The sequence below is a fragment of the Streptomyces sp. genome, from assembly GCF_031181555.1.
GTDB lineage: Bacteria > Actinomycetota > Actinomycetes > Streptomycetales > Streptomycetaceae > Streptomyces > Streptomyces fimbriatus.
Genome location: NZ_JAPSKQ010000043.1, coordinates 25,937 through 42,391 on the forward strand (window position 1 = coordinate 25,937; position 16,455 = coordinate 42,391).

At 72.2% G+C, this 16,455-nt stretch carries 18 protein-coding genes; 8 read left to right on the plus strand and 10 right to left on the minus strand.

Annotation, left to right across the window (positions count from 1 at the left end; genetic code table 11):
• Nucleotides 1–24: 24 nt before the first annotated feature.
• Genes RIM90_RS11975 through RIM90_RS11985 form a run of 3 tightly spaced genes read right to left on the minus strand, consistent with a single transcriptional unit; the run spans nt 25 to nt 1,761 of the window.
• Nucleotides 25–489 carry a GNAT family N-acetyltransferase gene (locus RIM90_RS11975; RefSeq protein ID WP_309060628.1) on the minus strand — a complete coding sequence of 155 codons (465 nt, stop codon included), beginning with the start codon at nt 487–489 and terminating at the stop codon, nt 25–27.
• Nucleotides 486–1,028, minus strand: coding sequence for a GNAT family N-acetyltransferase (locus tag RIM90_RS11980; RefSeq protein ID WP_309060629.1), 543 nt, complete (start codon nt 1,026–1,028; stop codon nt 486–488). Before RIM90_RS11980 ends, RIM90_RS11975 begins: the two co-directional genes overlap by 4 nt.
• Before the next feature lie 43 nt (nt 1,029–1,071).
• Complete coding sequence (locus tag RIM90_RS11985) at nt 1,072–1,761, minus strand: hypothetical protein (RefSeq protein WP_309060630.1); 690 nt, start codon at nt 1,759–1,761, stop codon at nt 1,072–1,074.
• 211 nt (nt 1,762–1,972) lie between these two features.
• On the opposite strand from RIM90_RS11985, the gene gcl reads away from it, so the two are divergent.
• Nucleotides 1,973–3,757 carry a glyoxylate carboligase gene (gcl, locus tag RIM90_RS11990; RefSeq protein WP_309060631.1) on the plus strand — a complete coding sequence of 595 codons (1,785 nt, stop codon included), beginning with the start codon at nt 1,973–1,975 and terminating at the stop codon, nt 3,755–3,757.
• A gap of 56 nt (nt 3,758–3,813) precedes the next feature.
• Here the strand turns inward: gcl and RIM90_RS11995 are convergent, their stop codons facing one another.
• The 5 genes from RIM90_RS11995 to RIM90_RS12015 all read right to left on the minus strand — a co-directional run bounded on the left by RIM90_RS11995 (nt 3,814) and on the right by RIM90_RS12015 (nt 8,852).
• Nucleotides 3,814–4,512, minus strand: coding sequence for a TIGR04222 domain-containing membrane protein (locus RIM90_RS11995; RefSeq protein ID WP_309060632.1), 699 nt, complete (start codon nt 4,510–4,512; stop codon nt 3,814–3,816).
• Nucleotides 4,513–4,700: 188 nt separating this feature from the next.
• The gene (locus RIM90_RS12000; protein ID WP_309060633.1) at nt 4,701–4,937 is read right to left on the minus strand and encodes a hypothetical protein; all 237 of its coding nucleotides are present in this window, start codon (nt 4,935–4,937) and stop codon (nt 4,701–4,703) included.
• Between the two features lie 369 nt (nt 4,938–5,306).
• A complete protein-coding gene (locus tag RIM90_RS12005; protein ID WP_309060634.1) occupies nt 5,307–6,770 on the minus strand; it encodes a catalase in 1,464 nt (487 codons plus the stop codon).
• A gap of 182 nt (nt 6,771–6,952) precedes the next feature.
• Nucleotides 6,953–7,843: a 2-hydroxy-3-oxopropionate reductase gene (locus RIM90_RS12010; protein ID WP_309060635.1), complete on the minus strand. Its 891-nt coding sequence runs from the start codon at nt 7,841–7,843 to the stop codon at nt 6,953–6,955.
• Between the two features lie 169 nt (nt 7,844–8,012).
• Complete coding sequence (locus tag RIM90_RS12015) at nt 8,013–8,852, minus strand: TIM barrel protein (protein ID WP_309060636.1); 840 nt, start codon at nt 8,850–8,852, stop codon at nt 8,013–8,015.
• Between the two features lie 334 nt (nt 8,853–9,186).
• Here RIM90_RS12015 and RIM90_RS12020 point away from each other — a divergent pair, with 334 nt between their 5' ends.
• The 7 genes from RIM90_RS12020 to RIM90_RS12050 all read left to right on the plus strand — a co-directional run bounded on the left by RIM90_RS12020 (nt 9,187) and on the right by RIM90_RS12050 (nt 15,039).
• The gene (locus tag RIM90_RS12020) at nt 9,187–9,438 is read left to right on the plus strand and encodes a hypothetical protein (RefSeq protein WP_309060637.1); all 252 of its coding nucleotides are present in this window, start codon (nt 9,187–9,189) and stop codon (nt 9,436–9,438) included.
• The gene (locus tag RIM90_RS12025; RefSeq protein ID WP_309060638.1) at nt 9,435–9,803 is read left to right on the plus strand and encodes a helix-turn-helix domain-containing protein; all 369 of its coding nucleotides are present in this window, start codon (nt 9,435–9,437) and stop codon (nt 9,801–9,803) included. The genes RIM90_RS12020 and RIM90_RS12025 overlap by 4 nt, the downstream gene beginning before the upstream one ends.
• Nucleotides 9,804–10,022: 219 nt before the next feature.
• Nucleotides 10,023–10,532 (plus strand): 2-oxo-4-hydroxy-4-carboxy-5-ureidoimidazoline decarboxylase, encoded by a 510-nt coding sequence (uraD, locus tag RIM90_RS12030; protein WP_309060639.1) that lies wholly within the window; start codon nt 10,023–10,025, stop codon nt 10,530–10,532.
• A gap of 6 nt (nt 10,533–10,538) precedes the next feature.
• Nucleotides 10,539–10,961, plus strand: coding sequence for a hydroxyisourate hydrolase (gene uraH, locus RIM90_RS12035; protein WP_309060640.1), 423 nt, complete (start codon nt 10,539–10,541; stop codon nt 10,959–10,961).
• Nucleotides 10,962–10,965: 4 nt separating this feature from the next.
• Nucleotides 10,966–11,889, plus strand: a complete 924-nt coding sequence (gene pucL / locus RIM90_RS12040; RefSeq protein WP_309060641.1) for a factor-independent urate hydroxylase — start codon at nt 10,966–10,968, stop codon at nt 11,887–11,889.
• 141 nt (nt 11,890–12,030) lie between these two features.
• Complete coding sequence (locus RIM90_RS12045) at nt 12,031–13,410, plus strand: 8-oxoguanine deaminase (RefSeq protein ID WP_309060642.1); 1,380 nt, start codon at nt 12,031–12,033, stop codon at nt 13,408–13,410.
• A gap of 243 nt (nt 13,411–13,653) precedes the next feature.
• Nucleotides 13,654–15,039, plus strand: coding sequence for a nucleobase:cation symporter-2 family protein (locus RIM90_RS12050; RefSeq protein WP_309060643.1), 1,386 nt, complete (start codon nt 13,654–13,656; stop codon nt 15,037–15,039).
• 276 nt (nt 15,040–15,315) lie between these two features.
• Here the strand turns inward: RIM90_RS12050 and RIM90_RS12055 are convergent, their stop codons facing one another.
• Together RIM90_RS12055 and RIM90_RS12060 are read right to left on the minus strand one after the other, a co-directional pair.
• The gene (locus RIM90_RS12055; RefSeq protein ID WP_309060644.1) at nt 15,316–15,639 is read right to left on the minus strand and encodes a hypothetical protein; all 324 of its coding nucleotides are present in this window, start codon (nt 15,637–15,639) and stop codon (nt 15,316–15,318) included.
• Between the two features lie 77 nt (nt 15,640–15,716).
• Nucleotides 15,717–16,376, minus strand: coding sequence for a peptidoglycan recognition family protein (locus tag RIM90_RS12060; RefSeq protein ID WP_309060645.1), 660 nt, complete (start codon nt 16,374–16,376; stop codon nt 15,717–15,719).
• Nucleotides 16,377–16,455: the final 79 nt, after the last annotated feature.

Sequence of the window (16,455 nt, forward strand, 5' to 3'; positions counted from 1 at the left end):
CCCTCCGGGCCGGTGCCGTGCGCGTCAGGCGACGGCCCGGCGGAAGACCTGCCGGGAGCCGCCCTCCGGGCCCGGGTCGGCGGCCTCCGCGGGCGTGAAGCCGAGCCGCTCGTAGAACACGCGGGCGCCGCTGACCTCGGCACCGGGGTGGTCCGCCCCGAAGGTGACGACCTCGATGTGCCCCGGACCCCGCACCCACCTGCGCATCGCGTCCGCCATCAGCGCCCTGCCGACGCCCGTGCCCCGGGCCCGGCGCGAGACGACGAGCCAGTGCACGTGGTACGCCGGAGCCTCGGCCCCGAACAGCAGTCCGCCGAGCAGGTCCGGCCCCGAGGACGGGACGACGAGCGCCATGGAGTCGGCGATGTGCTCGCGCACCGCGTCGTGGAACCCGGGCTCCTCGACCATCGGTCCGAACCACTGCTCGACCTGGGCCGCCAGGCCGAGGAACCCCGGGAAGTCGTGCTCGCGTGCCAGTCTGATCATCATTCAGACAGTCTGGCAATCGTCTCGCCGGTGTGCGGGACTTCCACGCGCATGCACACGCGCGGCCACCGGTCGAGCCCGTGCGCGGCCTCCTCGGCACGGATCCGCCGCAGTCCCGGGGTGAGTTCGGGCTCGCTCAGCGTCCGGAAGCCGAGGCGGGCGTAGTAGGGGGCGTTCCACGGGACCTCGGCGAAGGTGGTCAGCGTCAGCGCGGTCAGTCCCTCCTCGCGGGCGCGCCCCGCCGCGTGGGCGAGCAGGGCCCGGCCCACGCCCCGGCGGGCGGCGCGCGGATGGACCGACACCTGCTCGACGTGCAGCGCGCCGTCCACCGGTTCGGCGATCAGGTACCCGGCGGGCCGGTCCCGCCCGTCGGCCGCGACCCAGCAGCGGCCGGCCCGCCGGCAGCGCTCCAGGGTGTCGAGGGCGGGCGGTTCGTCGTCGGCGATCTCCGGCATGCCGAGGTCGCGGAACGGGGCGCCGGCGGCCCGTTCGATGTCCTGGAGGGCGGGCAGGTCGCCGGGGGCGGCGGGGCGGATGCGCATCCGCCGAGTATCGGACGCCCGCGCCGGGCGCGTCGCCGGGTTTTCAGGCGCCCTCGCGGTCCAGCGCGTCGGCGGGGCCGTTCACCGGCCGCGGGGTGCCGGTGAGGTCGAGCAGGAACAGCGGGACGCCCAGGGCGTCGGCGCGGGACCGGGCGTCCTCGGCGTATCCGGCGAGGGAGAAGTACAGGCACCGGGCGGACTCCGTCATCGCCGTCAGCCACAGGCACTCCACGTCCCGCAGCGTCGCCGGACGCGCCGACGGATCGACCTGGGCGAGAACGCCCCGGCCGGCCAGCCCGATGCCGGCCGGAGGGTGCCGGTCCGCGCGGCGGACGTCCTCGTGGCCGAGCCGGCGCAGATACAGCACGGCGGCCGTGACCGCGTCCCGCGCGGTGCGGACCGGCACGGAGCGGAAGGCGGGACGCCCCCGAGGCGCCGCCGGGACGGCAGGGGAGGACGGTGCGGGGGTCCGCGGGCCGGCCACCGGGATCCGCAGCACCGTCCCGCACGGGCACCCCAGCTCAGGCCGCGGCCACTCGCCGTCGCGCCCGCAGTGTCCGCACCGCACGGTGACCCACTCCTCCCGCCAGGCGCGGTGGCCGACGGGGACGGGCACCGCGTCCGGGTCCAGCGGCGGGGTGACCGGCGCGCCGCACGCGCAGGGGTACGGCGGTGCCGTGTAACGGTGCGCGCGACGGCAGGCCGGACAGCGCACCGGGACGCTCTCGGGCATGGCCCACTCCCGGACGACGGCATCTCTGGGCAGCGCCCCCATCGTCCTCCACGAACCCTCCGCGTGTCCGGTACTTGCCCCCTCCCTTGACGGCTTCGGCCACCCGGCATAGATTCATTTCAGATCGTAGAAGATATTTTCCACAATGCGGAAGAGCTCACCGCGGGGCGCGACGGGAGCGCGAATCCGACAGTCGAAGCAGGAGTACTCGATGGCTCGCATGACCGCTGCCCGCGCGGCAGTTGAAATCCTCAAGCGTGAGGGCGTCACCGACGCGTTCGGCGTCCCGGGCGCGGCGATCAACCCGTTCTACGCGGCGCTCAAAGCCTCCGGCGGGATCACCCACACCCTCGCCCGCCACGTGGAGGGCGCCTCCCACATGGCCGAGGGCTACACCCGGACCCACCCCGGCAACATCGGCGTCTGCATCGGCACCTCCGGGCCGGCCGGCACCGACATGATCACCGGCCTGTACTCCGCGACCGGTGACTCCATCCCGATCCTGTGCATCACCGGCCAGGCTCCGACCGCCGTGATCCACAAGGAGGACTTCCAGGCCGTCGACATCGCCTCCATCGCCAAGCCGGTGACCAAGATGGCGGTCACCGTCCTGGAGGCCGCGCAGGTCCCCGGCGTCTTCCAGCAGGCCTTCCACCTGATGCGCTCCGGCCGCCCCGGGCCGGTCCTGATCGACCTGCCGATCGACGTCCAGATGACGGAGATCGAGTTCGACCCGGACACCTACGAGCCGCTCCCGGTCTACAGGCCCGCCGCGTCCCGCGCGCAGATCGAGAAGGCGATCGGCATGCTGAACGCCGCCGAGCGCCCGCTGATCGTCGCGGGCGGCGGCGTCATCAACGCCGACGCCGCCGACCTGCTGGTGGAGTTCGCCGAGCTGACCGGCACCCCGGTGGTGCCGACCCTGATGGGCTGGGGCGTCATCCCCGACGACCACGAGCTCAACGCCGGCATGGTGGGCCTGCAGACCTCGCACCGCTACGGCAACGCGACCTTCCTGGAGTCCGACTTCGTCCTCGGCATCGGCAACCGCTGGGCCAACCGCCACACCGGCAAGCTCGACGTCTACACGGCCGGGCGGACGTTCGTCCACGTCGACGTCGAACCCACCCAGATCGGCAGGATCTTCGCCCCGGACTACGGCATCGCCTCCGACGCCAAGGCCGCGCTGGAGCTGTTCGTCGAGGCGGCGAAGGAGCTGAAGGCCGCAGGCAAGCTGCCCGACCGCTCCGCCTGGGCCGCCGCCGCGCAGGAGAAGAAGGCCACGCTCCAGCGCCGTACGCACTTCGACGACGTCCCGATCAAGCCGCAGCGCGTCTACGAGGAGATGAACAAGGCCTTCGGCCCGGAGACCCGGTACGTCTCCACCATCGGCCTCTCCCAGATCGCCGGCGCCCAGATGCTGCACGTCTACCGGCCGCGGCACTGGATCAACTGCGGCCAGGCGGGCCCGCTCGGCTGGACCGTCCCGGCCGCGCTCGGCGTCGCCAAGGCCGACCCCGAGGCGCCCGTGGTCGCCCTCTCCGGCGACTACGACTTCCAGTTCATGATCGAGGAACTGGCCGTCGGCGCGCAGCACAAGATCCCGTACGTCCACGTCCTGGTCAACAACTCCTACCTGGGCCTGATCCGCCAGGCGCAGCGGGCGTTCGACATCGACTTCCAGGTCAAGCTGGAGTTCGAGAACATCAACTCGCCCGAACTGGGCGTCTACGGCGTCGACCACGTCAAGGTCGCCGAGGGCCTGGGCTGCAAGGCGATCCGGGTGACCGACCCCGGCGAGCTGGGCGCGGCCTTCGAGCAGGCCAAGAAGCTCGCCGCCGAGTTCCAGGTGCCGGTCGTCGTGGAGGCGATCCTCGAGCGCGTCACCAACATCTCCATGTCGGGCACCAACGACATCTCCGACGTCGTGGAGTTCGAGGAGCTGGCCACCGAGCCGGGGCACGCCCCGACGGCGGTCAGGACGCTGAAGGCCTGACGCGCACGGACGCGGAAAGGGCAGTCCCGGGACCGGGACTGCCCTTTCCCGTGCGCTCAGTCCCCGCCGCCTCCGCCGCCTCCGCCGCAGTAGTAGGAGGAGGAGGATCCGCCTCCGCCGTAGATGCCGCCGCGGGGGGAGTGCCGCAGCATCCCCCTGTCCGTCACCGCCACCCGGCCGGTCAGCCCCGCCCGCAGGGCGAAACGCGGGACGAGCACCCGCAGGGCGGTCTCGCCGTGCAGGGCGACGGCGAGCAGCTTGTCGTGGTCCGGCAGGCCGCGCCGGCTCGCGGGCACCGGACACGCCTTCCGCAGGACCCGCAGTCGTCGGCGGGCGGCCCTGGTCGGCCCGAGCAGCGGATACCGCAGCAGTCCCGCCTCCGCGAGCCCCACCCGCACCTCGGCGACGGCCCAGCGGACGTCCGGGTGCCGGACCAGCTCCCGCACCTCGGACGGCTCCCCGAGGCAGGAGTACACCGCGCTCTCCAGGTACAGCGCCCGCCGCGCGCCGGTGACGGGCTCCGCCGGCCCCGGGCCGTCCGCGGGCCACACGTCCAGCGGGGTCCCGGGCGGCGGGAGCGCGGGCAGGGCCCGCCCCGCCTCCCCGTCGACCGCCCGCAGCGTCCCCGGCGCGCCCGCCTCCACGGCGCCCCGCAGGTGCAGTGCGACGACGGCGACCGTCACTGCGGCGCGCGGGCCGCCGCCCAGCAGGGCGATCTCGTGCGGCGTCCCCCGGACGCCCGTGCTGCCGCTCATGGCATGACACCCCCTGGACCGGGGCCCGCCGCCCCCGTGCCGGCGGGCCCCGTGTGCGGGGAGTGTGCCCGCCGGCCGGGGCGGTCGAAGCCTTCCGGGGCCCGGTTCAGAGGTTGATTTGAGGATGCCGTAGCCCGTCTACGGCCGAAGCCGTAGACGGGCTCGGGCGACGTGGTGCCCGGACGCGCTCAGGCGTCGTGGTGCTCCGACAGGCCCGGCCAGTCGTCGGGGCCGCCGCCCTGCCACTCGATGACGTCGGTCTCCTCGAGGTCGGTGACGTACAGGTCGGCCAGCCGCAGGATCTCGCTCACGTCGTCGGCGTGCGTGGCGATGCCCAGCGTCTCGTCGCCGGAGGTGACCCGCCGGGATCCGTCCAGGGCCGGGGGGTGCACCACGATGTGCGGGTGCTCGGTGGGATGTGCCATGCCCCCAGGCTGCTGCGCACCGGGCCGGTGCGCACCCCGGGCCGGATCCCCGGACGCCGAGGTGTTCGGTGGTGGCCGTCCGGCGGGGCGAGGCCGGGCGCGACGGATCGTTCGCGCCGCCGGACGGGGTCTGTGAGAGGGAGGGGCTCGGGACCGCGGCGGGTGCGACGGCCCCGGAACCCCTCCCCTCAGGTCGAAGAAGGAGTCCCGCGGCCTTCACCACCGCACTGGCTCGCACGCCGCCGCGGCGCCCTTGCCCCGCCCGCGGGACCTCGTACGGTCACCCCTCATCCGGGCCGCACCACGTCCCCGCGGGCTTGCGCGTACGGACCCGACCTCCCGTCAGGGGCCGTACGCGAGTCGTCGCGCTCAGTCCTCGCGCAGGGCGCGGACCGCCTCCTCCACGCGCTTGCCGTACTCCGGGTCGGCGGCGTGGAAGTGTGCGAGGTTCTTCTCGATCACGTCGTCGCGGGAGACCTGGGCGAGGCCGCCGGCGATGTTGGCGATCAGACGGGACCTCTCCTCCGCCGACATCAGCCGGTACAGCTCGCCCGCCTGGAAGAAGTCGTCGTCCTTGGTGTGCTGCGGGGCCGGGTGCGTGCCGGTGTGACCGGAGACGGCGAGCGGCGCGGACAGCGGGCGGCCGGTCTCGACCGGGCCGTCGTAGGAGTTGGGCTCGTAGTTCTTGGCGTGGCGGCCCTGGGCGTTGGAGGCCATGAAGCCGTCCCGGCCGTAGTTGTCCGCACCGCCGGGCACGGCCTTCGGGGCGTTCACCGCGAGCTGGGTGTGGTTGACGCCCAGGCGGTAGCGGTGGGCGTCCGCGTAGGCGAACAGGCGGCCCTGGAGCATCTTGTCGGGGGAGGGGCCGATGCCCGGCACGAAGTTGTTCGGGGAGAACGCGGCCTGCTCGACCTCGGCGAAGACGTTGTCCGGGTTGCGGTCCAGCACCAGCCGGCCGACCCGCTGCAGCGGGTAGTCCTTGTGCGGCCACACCTTGGTCAGGTCGAACGGGTTGAAGCGGTAGTCGGCCGCCTCGGCGACCGGCATGAGCTGCACGTACAGCGTCCAGGAGGGGTGCACGCCCCGCTCGATCGCCTGGAGCAGGTCCGTCTGGTGGGAGGCCGGGTCCTGGCCCGCGATCTCCTGCGCCTGCTCGGTGGACAGGCAGCGGATGCCCTGGTTCGTCTTGAAGTGGTACTTGACGAAGAAGGCCTCGCCCTCGCTGTTCGTCCACTGGTAGGTGTGCGAGCCGTAGCCGTTCATGTGCCGGTACGAGGCCGGGATGCCGCGGTCGCCCATCAGCCAGGTCACCTGGTGGGTGGCCTCGGGGGAGTGCGCCCAGAAGTCCCAGACGTTGTCCGGCTCCTGACGGCCCGTGAACGGGTCGCGCTTCTGCGAGTGGATGAAGTCGGGGAACTTGATCGGGTCCTTGATGAAGAACACCGGGGTGTTGTTCCCGACGAGGTCGTAATTGCCTTCCCGGGTGTAGAACTTGACCGCGAAGCCGCGCGGGTCGCGCACCGCGTCCGCGCCGCCGAGCGAGTCGGCCACCGTGGAGAAGCGCACGAACACCTCGGTGCGCTTGCCGATCTCGTTCAGGAAGTCGGCGTGGGTGAAGCCGGTGACGTCGTCGGTCACCTCGAAGTGGCCGTACGCGCCGGACCCGCGGGCGTGCACCACGCGCTCCGGGATGCGCTCGCGGTTGAAGCGCGCGAGCTTCTCCAGCAGGTGCTGGTCCTGGAGCAGCAGCGGGCCGCCGACGCCGGCGGTGGCGGAGTTCTGGTTGTCGGCGACCGGGGCGCCGGACTCGGTGGTGAGCACGCGCTTCGACATCGTGGACCTTCCATGCGAGGGGCAGCGGAAAGCTGTTTCCGCTTCGTGGAGCCTAGGTTCGTGGAGATCGGGGCGTCAACAGTTTGTTGAACGGTGGGGCAGGGGTCCGGGCGGCGCCGCCGCCTTGGGCGCGACAGGACAGGTGTCGGCGCCGGCGCCGCCCGGAGGTCTCGGGGTGCGGGTCAGACCCGCGCGCCGGACAGGCGCTCGACCGCCCGCAGCAGCGCGGAGTGGTCCAGGCCGCCGTCGCCCTGGGCGCGCAGGCTCGCCACCAGCTGGGCGACCACCGCACCGACGGGCAGGGCCGCGCCGACGGTGCGGGCGGCGTCGGTGACGATGCCCATGTCCTTGTGGTGCAGGTCGATGCGGAAGCCCGGCTTGAAGTCGCGGTTGAGGAAGTTGTCCTTCTTCCGTGTCAGCACGGTCGAGCCGGCCAGGCCGCCGTTGAGGACGTCCAGCGCCGCCTTCAGGTCCACGCCCGACTTCTCGAGGAAGACCACGGCCTCGGCGCACGCCTGGATGTTCACGGCGACGATCAGCTGGTTGGCGGCCTTCACGGTCTGGCCGGAGCCGTGCGGACCGCACAGCACGATGGTCCTGCCCAGCGCCTCGAAGATCGGCTTGGCCTCGTCGAAGTCGGCCTGCTCGCCGCCGACCATGATGGACAGCACCGCCTCGATGGCGCCGGCCTCACCGCCGGACACGGGAGCGTCGAGCACCCGGATGCCCTTGTCCTTCGCGGCGGCGGCCAGGTCGACCGACGTCTGCGGGGTGATCGAGGACATGTCGATCAGCAGGGCGCCGGAGCGCGCGTTCTCGAGGATGCCGTCGGGACCGTACGCGATGGCCTCGACCTGCGGGGACGCGGGCACCATCGTGATGATCACGTCGGCGTCCCGGACCGCCTCGGCGAGGGAGGAGGCGGCGGTGCCGCCGGCGGCGGCCAGCCGGTCCAGCTTCTCCTGCTCCAGGGTGTAGCCGGTGACCCGGTACCCCGCCTTGATCAGGTTCTCGGACATGGGGGAGCCCATGATGCCGAGGCCGATCCAGGAGATCTTGGGGAGATTGCTCATGGTGGGAGTGCCTCTCTGACTGCTGTGCTGCGATGGGACGCCGGCCGGTGGGGACTCGGCCGGTCCGGCGGGTGAGGACGTCCGGCGGTCGCGGAGGAGGCCGTGCGGGCCGATGCGGCGGCCGGTGGTCCCGGATGGCCCCGGGGGTGGCAGCCCCCGGGGGGGGCGCTCAGCGGGCGGCGCGGGCTTCTTCCGGCAGCCAGCCGAAGGCTTCGCGGCTCGGGCGGTCGCCCGGCTTGTATTCCAGGCCCACCCAGCCCTCGTAGCCCGCCTTCCGCAGCCGGTCGAGGAGGTCCTCCAGCGGGAGCGAGCCCGTGCCGGGGGCGCCGCGGCCGGGGTTGTCGGCGATCTGCACGTGACCGGTCTTCGCGGTGTACCGCTCGATCACGGCGGGCAGGTCCTCGCCGTTCATCGACAGGTGGTACAGGTCCATCAGGAAGCGGGCGTTGCCCAGTCCCGTGGCCGCGTTGACCTTGTCGACGACCTCCACGGCGGCCGGCGCCGACACCAGCGGGTACAGCGGCGACTCGGGCTTGTTCAGCGCCTCGATCAGCAGGACCGCGCCGATCCGGTCGGCGGCCCGGGCGGCGAGCGCGAGGTTCTCCAGCGCGAGCGCGTCCTGCTCGGCCGGGTCCACGCCGTCGACCCGGTTGCCGTACAGCGCGTTGAGGGCCCTGCAGCCGACCGACTCGGCGAACGCGGCGGCCACGTCGACGTTGGCGCGGAACCGCTCCGACTCCTCGCCGGGGACCGACAGCGCGCCGCGGTCCGGGCCGGGCAGCTGTCCGGCGTAGAAGTTCAGGCCCGTGAGCCGTACGCCCGCGTCCTGGATCGCCTTCCTCAGCGCGTCGAGCTCGGACTGCTCGGGGGTGGGGGAGTCGACCCAGGGCCACCACAGCTCGACCGCGGTGAAGCCGGCCGCGGCGGCGGCCGCGGGGCGCTCCAGGAGCGGGAGTTCCGTGAAGAGGATCGACAGGTTGACGTTGAAGCGCTGGTCTGCGAATCCCATCGGGGCCGCGCTCCTTCCCTGTGTATTTCGTATCGCGGAAGTTGATTTCTGCGTATTGGAAGATTGCCTGTGGCCGGGAGGGGCTGTCAAGAGCGGCCGTGAAAAAGCGCTCCCGCGTCCGGCGCGGGAGCGGGGGCGGTGCGAAGGGCTCGCGGCGCGCCGGCGCCGCTCACCTCCCACCCCTGCGACATGCGGCCGAGCGGCATCCGGACCCGGGCGGCCCGCGGCGCACCGCCGGTGCCCCGGCGGCAGAATGTGCGCGGACGTGCCCTCCCGGCCGGATGGCTGAGAGGATGAGCGGGCCGGAGCCGATGTCATGGGGGCAGTGCGAGTGATGCGTTTGAGAGTGGAGTTCACGACCGAGCCCTTCGATCTCGACGAGGCGCCCGGGCACGCGGTCGTGGCCCGCGAGATCATCGAGGCGGCCGAACTGGACGCCGTGGACGTCGGCCCGTTCGGCAACACCGCCGAGGGCAGCGCCGACGCGGTGCTCACCGCCGTGGACGCGCTGCTGCGCCGGACCCTGACGGCCGGCGCCACCCGTATCTCGCTCCAGGTCAACGTGGTGGGGGAGGACGAGCGGTGACCGGCGCCGGCGACGCTGCCTTCATCGCGGCGGTGAAGCCGCTGGTCGACGCCATGGGCGGCGAGATGCTCCCGCCGGACGAGGCGGGCACCGATGACGTCGTGCTGTCCTGGGAGGGCGCCGACGTCGTCGCCGTACGCCTGCCGCAGCTCGCGGACTCCCTCGACCACATCCTCGCCGCCCTGGAGCGCAGGAAGGGCATGCCGCTCGCGGACCTGGACCGCAGGGCCAAACAGGAGATCGTCCGCAGTCTGGAGGCGCGCGGCGCCTTCTCCGTGCGGCACGGCGTGGAGACCGTGGCGAGCGCGCTCGGCGTCAGCCGCTTCACCGTCTACAACTACCTCAACCGCGAGAAGAACTCCTGACCTGCGGATTCCATGGGCGGTCACGGGCCGCCCCCCGGCATCCGGGGGGCGGCCCGAGGCGTTGTGGGCGCATGCTGGAGGCGATCCGGGGGAGCGTCGTGGCGGACTCGTATATGTTCCCCCGAATTTTCAACAAACTGTTGACGAGCTGTCCGTGACCGCGTTCACTATCGGCACGCCCGTTCAGCACGAAGGCCGTTCGCGGCCACGGAGGCTCCCGTGACGTCGACTTCCACGCCCTTGGGCCTGGCCCGTTTCAACGCCCTGGAGGAGCACGCGGCCTTCGCCGCACTGCACGAGGCGTGCGCCTCCACGGCGTGGGCCCGGCGCCTGCTCGCCGCCCGCCCGTACGCCACCGCCGAGGACCTGTACGCCGCCAGTGACGCCGCCATGGCGGAACTGACCGCGGCGGACCTGGAGGAGGCGATGGCCGGGCACCCGCCGATCGGCCGCCCCAAGCCCGGCGACCCGACCTCCGCCAGGGAACAGAGCGGCATGGCCGGCGCCTCGGAGGGGCTCAAGGCGGAGATGCTCGAACTGAACCTGGCCTACCAGGAGAAGTTCGGCCATGTGTTCCTCATCTGCGCCACCGGCCGGACCGGCGAGCAGATGCGCGACGCGGTCAAGGAACGCATCGGCAACGCGCCGGAGCAGGAGCGCGAGATCGTCCGCACCGAGCTGGGGAAGATCAACCGTATCCGGCTGGCCCGACTCGTCGAAGAGGACTGACGCAGCATGAGCACCGAGACCACCGCCTCCGTGTCCACGCACATCCTGGACACCAGCGCCGGCCGCCCCGCCGAGGGCGTCGCCGTCCACCTCTCCGCCCGCTCGGGGCAGCCCGCCCAGGACGGGCGGGGAGGGGACTGGCAGGCGCTCGGCGGCTCCGTGACCGACGCGGACGGGCGGTGCAAGGACCTCCCGGCGCTGCCGGAGGGGACCACCCACGTACGACTCGACTTCGCGGTCGAGCCGTACTTCGAGAAAACTGCGAAGAAGCAAGCCGATGCGCAGCAGGACGCCCCCGCGAATCGGGACAGCGGCCCCGCGGTGTTCTTCCCGGAGGTGGCGATCACGTTCGCCGTCGTGCCGGGCGAGCACTACCACGTGCCGCTGCTGCTCAACCCGTTCGGCTACTCCGTTTACCGAGGGAGCTAGCTACATGCCGACCATCCTGGGACAGAACCAGTACGGCAAGGCCGAGAACCGAGTCGTCAAGATCACGCGGGACGGCGCCACCCACCACATCAAGGACCTGAACGTCTCGGTCGCCCTGTCCGGCGACATGGAGGAGGTCCACTACTCCGGCTCCAACGCCAACGTCCTGCCGACCGACACCACCAAGAACACGGTGTTCGCGTTCGCCAAGGAGTACGGAATCGAGTCCGCCGAGCAGTTCGGCATCCATCTCGCCCGCCACTTCGTCACCTCGCAGGAGCCCATCCACCGGGCGCGCATCCGCATCGAGGAATACGCCTGGGAGCGGATCGCCACCTCCGACGCCAACTCCAAGTTCATCGGCGCCGACGAGGTCAAGCACTCCTTCGTGCGCAGGGGCCAGGAGGTCCGCCTCACCCAGATCACCTACGACGGCGAGAAGTGGGAGGTGATATCCGGTCTGAAGGACCTGGTGGTGATGAACTCGACCAACTCCGAGTTCTGGGGCTACGTCAAGGACAAGTACACGACGCTCCAGGAGGCCTACGACCGCATCCTCGCCACCGAGGTGTCCGGCCGCTGGCGCTTCAACTGGACCGACGACGAGCAGAAGATGCCCCACTGGGAGAAGTCCTACGAGCAGACCAAGAAGCACATGCTCCAGGCCTTCGCCGAGACCTACTCCCTCTCGCTCCAGCAGACGCTGTACCAGATGGGCGCGAGGATCATCAACAACCGCAGCGAGATCGACGAGGTCCGCTTCTCCCTCCCGAACAAGCACCACTTCCTGGTGGACCTGGAGCCGTTCGGGCTGAAGAACGACAACGAGGTGTACTTCGCCGCCGACCGCCCCTACGGCCTGATCGAGGCCACCGTCCTGCGCGACGGCTGCGAGGCGCGCATCCCGGTGGACCTCACCAACCTCTGACCCACCCGGTGCCCTCGGTCCGCCGAGGGCACCCGCCTCCTTCGGCACACGCGGCCGCCTCCCCGGCCGCGGCACCCAGAACTCCCGGGGTCCTGCCGTGCCCTGCCCGCAGAAGGAACCCGAGAACACAAGGGACGAACCATGGCAGCAGCCCAGCGCATCGTCATCGAGAACTGCGCGATCGCGACCGTCGACGCGAAGGACACCGAGTACGCCTCCGGTCACCTCGTCCTCGCCGGCGACCGCATCGAGTCGCTCGGCGCGGGCGGGGCCCCCGAGGGCCTGGAGAACGTCGTCCGCCGCATCGACGCCGGCGGGCATCTGGTGACTCCCGGTCTGGTCAACACCCACCACCACTTCTACCAGTGGATCACCCGGGGCCTGGCCACCGACCACAACCTGTTCGACTGGCTCGTCGCGCTCTACCCGACCTGGGCGCGCATCGACGAGCCGATGGTGCACGCGGCGGCCCAGGGCTCGCTCGCGATGATGGCCCGCGGCGGGGTCACCACCGCCACGGACCACCACTACGTCTTCCCGCGGGGCTCCGGTGACCTGGCCGGCGCCGTCATCCGCGCCGCCCGCGACATGGGCGTCCGCCTCACCCTCGCCCGCGGCTCCATGGACCGCGGCGAGAAGGACGGCGGACTGCCCCCGGACTTCGCCGTCGAGACCCTCGAGGATGCCCTGGCCGCGACCGAGGAGACCGTACGGGAGCACCACGACGCCTCCTTCGGCGCGATGACCCAGGTCGCCGTCGCCCCCTGTTCCCCCTTCTCCGTCTCCACCGAACTGCTGCGGGAAGGGGCCGGGCTGGCCCGGCGCCTCGGCGTGCGCCTGCACACCCACGGCTCGGAGACCGCGGAGGAGGAGAAGTTCTGCCACGAGCTGTTCGGCATGGGCCCGACCGACTACTTCGAGTCCACCGGCTGGCTCGGCGAGGACGTGTGGATGGCGCACTGCGTCCACATGAACGACTCCGACATCGACGCCTTCGCCCGGACGGGGACCGGCGTCGCCCACTGCCCCTCCTCCAACGCCCGTCTCGCGGCCGGCATCGCCCGCGTCCCCGACCTGCTCGCGGCCGGCGTCCCGGTCGGCCTCGGCGTGGACGGCACGGCCTCCAACGAGTCCGGCGAACTGCACACCGAACTGCGCAACGCCCTGCTGATCAATCGTCTCGGTGTCCACCGCGAGGCCGCCCTGAACGCCCGGCAGGCGCTGCGGCTCGGCACCCACGGCGGGGCCCGGGTGCTCGGCCGCGCCGACGAGATCGGTTCCCTGGAGCCGGGCAAGCTCGCCGACCTGGTGCTGTGGCGGATGGACACGCTCGCCCACGCCTCCATCGCCGACCCGGTGACCGCGCTGGTCCTCGGCGCGGCGGCCCCGGTCACCGCCTCCTTCGTGAACGGCAGGCAGATCGTGGAGAACGGCCGGCTGCTCACGGCCGACGAGGACACGATCGCCCGCACGACCCGTGCCGAGGCACAGCGGCTGGCACGGATCGCCGCGCAGAACTGAACACCTCGAAGACTCCGGCCGAGAGGGACGGCTCCCGGCCGGCGACCGTGGACCCCGACAGGGGTGCGCGGCAGCCGTCTCCGGGGCGCGCGTGGACGCGCGCGCCCCGGAACGGCCCACCGTTCGGCCCGGGGACGACGTCCCCGGCCGGGCGGATCCGTCCCCGGTCCCGCACGACCACCCGCAACACCTCCATGACACCCACGTCAAAGCCGACGTGTAACCGACCGGAGGAGAGCCGCAGTGGCCGACCACCCCGTTGACGAAAAACTCCCCGCGCTCAAGATGGCGACCACCGGCCTGCAGCATGTGGCCGCCATGTACGCGGGCGTCGTCGCCCCACCCCTGATCGTCGGCGCGGCCATCGGTCTCACCGGCACCGAACTCACCTTCCTCACCGGCGCCTGCCTGTTCACCGCGGGCCTCGCCACCTTCCTGCAGACCCTCGGCATCTGGAAGATCGGCGCCCGGCTGCCCTTCGTCAACGGCGTCACCTTCGCCGGTGTCGCCCCGATGACCGCGATCGTCGCCTCCACCGAGGACAAGGACGACGCCCTGCCGATCATCTTCGGGGCGGTGATCGTCGCCGGCCTCCTCGGCTTCCTCGTGTCCCCCTTCTTCAGCAAGGCGGTCCGCTTCTTCCCGCCGGTCGTCACCGGCACGGTGATCACCCTCATCGGTGTCTCGCTGCTGCCGGTCGCCTTCGGCTGGGCACAGGGAGCGAGCCCCTCGGCGGACGACTTCGGTTCGACGACCAACCTCGGTCTGGCCGCCGCCACCCTCGTGATGGTCCTGCTGCTGCGCCGCTTCACCCGCGGCTTCGTCAAGCAGATCGCCGTCCTGCTCGGCCTGGTGGGCGGTACGCTCCTCGCGATCCCGTTCGGAGTCACGGACTTCTCGCCGGTCGCGGAGGCGAGCATCGTCGGCTTCCCGACACCGTTCCACTTCGGCGCCCCGCAGTTCCAGCTCGCCGCGATCATCTCGCTGTGCGTGGTGATGGTGGTCTCCATGACCGAGTCCACCGCCGACATGCTGGCGCTGGGCGAGATCGTCGACCGCCCGGCGGACGAGAAGACCATCGCGGCCGGCCTGCGCGCCGACACCCTCGGCTCCGCGATCAGCCCGCTGTTCAACGGCTTCATGTGCAGCGCCTTCGCCCAGAACATCGGTCTGGTCGCGATGACGAAGATCCGCAGCCGGTACGTCGTCGCCACCGGCGGAGGCTTCCTGGTGCTGATGGGCCTGTGTCCGATGGCCGCCTCGCTGATCGCCGTCGTACCGCGCCCGGTGCTCGGCGGCGCCGGCGTGGTCCTCTTCGGTTCGGTCGCGGCCAGCGGCATCCAGACCCTGGTCCGGGCCGGACTGGACAAGGACAACAACGTCCTCATCGTGGCCGTCTCGCTGGCCGTCGGCATCATCCCGATCAGCGCGCCGGAGTTCTACCACTCCTTCCCGGAGACGGCCCGGATCATCCTGGACTCCGGCATCTCCACGGGCTGCGTGATGGCGGTCCTGCTGAACTTCGTCTTCAACCACCTGGGCAACGGCAGCCGCGAAGCGGCCGACGTCACCCACCCGATGGAGGCGGGCGAGGAGATCACGGCTGTGAAGGCCCCGGCCACGCCATGAGGTTCGCGAACAGCCCGGCCTGCCCGATCGCGTCGTCCGAGTTGACGGGGGCGCACCCTGCTCGAGCGAGGGCTCGGGGGAGGGGGTGCCCGCGCCGGGGGAGCGGCTCGCGCGGCACGGTGCCCTCGGCCACCGCCCGCAGCGGCAGCCCCGCCCCGGTGGTGTGGAGGGGCTTCATGCCCAGGCAGCCCGAGTGCCCGAAGGGACGGGAGCCGGTGAAGCGGATCGGGCACCGGTACAGGAACGGCCGGTCGTACGGCGCCGGACAACCGCACATCACCGGCTGGGCACCGGCCCCGCGGCACGCACCCGGCCGGTGAACTCCCGCACCGCCCGGACCGGCTCGGCGCCCTCGGCGCCGAGCCGGTCCCGGTCCGGTCCGCTCACGGCCGGCGCCTCGGGGACGAACTCCTCACTGGCCGGCCGCGGTTCCCGGCAGAACGTCCGCTCCTCGGGAACCGGCGGTCCGGAACCCGTCGGCGTCCTGCCCCCGGTGACCGGCGCGCCCGGACTCGGCAGGGAGTACGGGCCGGGGACGGGCCCGTCGGCCCCGATGCCGACGGAGATGTACAGGCCGGGCCCGACGCGCCTTCGGCCCACGGGAGGGAAGGGCCCCGGGCCGGGCCGCCCGGGCACCCGGACTCCTTCGCCGCCCGCGGATCCCGGCCCGGCGGCCGTCACGCCAGCAGGGCCGCCACCTCGGCGCGCAGCCGGGGCAGCATGTCGTGGACGACCCCCGGGCAGAGGGTGTCGCCGTAGTCCTTGTGGCCGTAGATCTGCCCGGACGGAACGCGGTACCGGGAGCACGTGTACGCGCACAGGGTCACCAGGACCTCCCACTGGGCCCCGGGCGGTACCGCGCCGTCGTGGTACGCGCCCTCGCACGCGATCCCGACGGCGTAGTCGTTCTGCCCGGCGGTGTGCGTGCCGAGGGGGAAGGTGGTTCCGCCGGTGAGGGCCTTCAGACTGCCGTGCCGGCCCTCGGTGATCCAGCCGCCCCGGCTGACCAGGAAGTGGTAGCCGGTGTCGACCCACCCGTTCTTGTCCATGTGCAGGTCCTGGACCCAGTGGGCGTGGGCGTGCGCCCGGGCGCGGGAGAAGTCGGAGGTGTTGGCGCTCACCGTGTGGTGGACGACGATCCTGCTCGGGCGGTGGTCGAGGAGGCGGATGGTCCCCCCGGGGGGACGGGCGCCCCAGGTCCGGGTGCTGTCGATGTCCGGCTCGACGACGTCGGCGTCCCGCGCGTGGGCGGTGCCCGGCAGGGTGGTGGCGGCGACCAGGCCGGCCGCCGCACCGGTGAGCAGGAGTCGGCGGCGGAGGGCGTTCTCGGCGTTCACGATCACTCCTCGGGGAGGGAGGAAGGGGGGTGGGGGGCAGCGGTGGGGGGGGGGGGGGGGCGGCCCCCGCCCCCCCCCC

What these genes read in the sequence shown, in the direction of transcription:
- RIM90_RS12005 (WP_309060634.1), bottom strand. Translation starts at nt 6,770, where the DNA reads ATGTCGAAGCGCGTGCTCACCACCGAGTCCGGCGCCCCGGTCGCCGAC.
- uraH (WP_309060640.1), top strand. Translation starts at nt 10,539, where the DNA reads ATGAGCACCGAGACCACCGCCTCCGTGTCCACGCACATCCTGGACACC.
- RIM90_RS12000 (WP_309060633.1), bottom strand. Translation starts at nt 4,937, where the DNA reads ATGGCACATCCCACCGAGCACCCGCACATCGTGGTGCACCCCCCGGCC.
- RIM90_RS11995 (WP_309060632.1), bottom strand. Translation starts at nt 4,512, where the DNA reads ATGAGCGGCAGCACGGGCGTCCGGGGGACGCCGCACGAGATCGCCCTG.
- RIM90_RS12015 (WP_309060636.1), bottom strand. Translation starts at nt 8,852, where the DNA reads ATGGGATTCGCAGACCAGCGCTTCAACGTCAACCTGTCGATCCTCTTC.
- RIM90_RS12045 (WP_309060642.1), top strand. Translation starts at nt 12,031, where the DNA reads ATGGCAGCAGCCCAGCGCATCGTCATCGAGAACTGCGCGATCGCGACC.
- RIM90_RS11985 (WP_309060630.1), bottom strand. Translation starts at nt 1,761, where the DNA reads ATGCCCGAGAGCGTCCCGGTGCGCTGTCCGGCCTGCCGTCGCGCGCAC.
- RIM90_RS12010 (WP_309060635.1), bottom strand. Translation starts at nt 7,843, where the DNA reads ATGAGCAATCTCCCCAAGATCTCCTGGATCGGCCTCGGCATCATGGGC.
- RIM90_RS12020 (WP_309060637.1), top strand. Translation starts at nt 9,187, where the DNA reads ATGCGTTTGAGAGTGGAGTTCACGACCGAGCCCTTCGATCTCGACGAG.
- gcl (WP_309060631.1), top strand. Translation starts at nt 1,973, where the DNA reads ATGGCTCGCATGACCGCTGCCCGCGCGGCAGTTGAAATCCTCAAGCGT.
- pucL (WP_309060641.1), top strand. Translation starts at nt 10,966, where the DNA reads ATGCCGACCATCCTGGGACAGAACCAGTACGGCAAGGCCGAGAACCGA.
- RIM90_RS11975 (WP_309060628.1), bottom strand. Translation starts at nt 489, where the DNA reads ATGATGATCAGACTGGCACGCGAGCACGACTTCCCGGGGTTCCTCGGC.
- RIM90_RS11980 (WP_309060629.1), bottom strand. Translation starts at nt 1,028, where the DNA reads ATGCGCATCCGCCCCGCCGCCCCCGGCGACCTGCCCGCCCTCCAGGAC.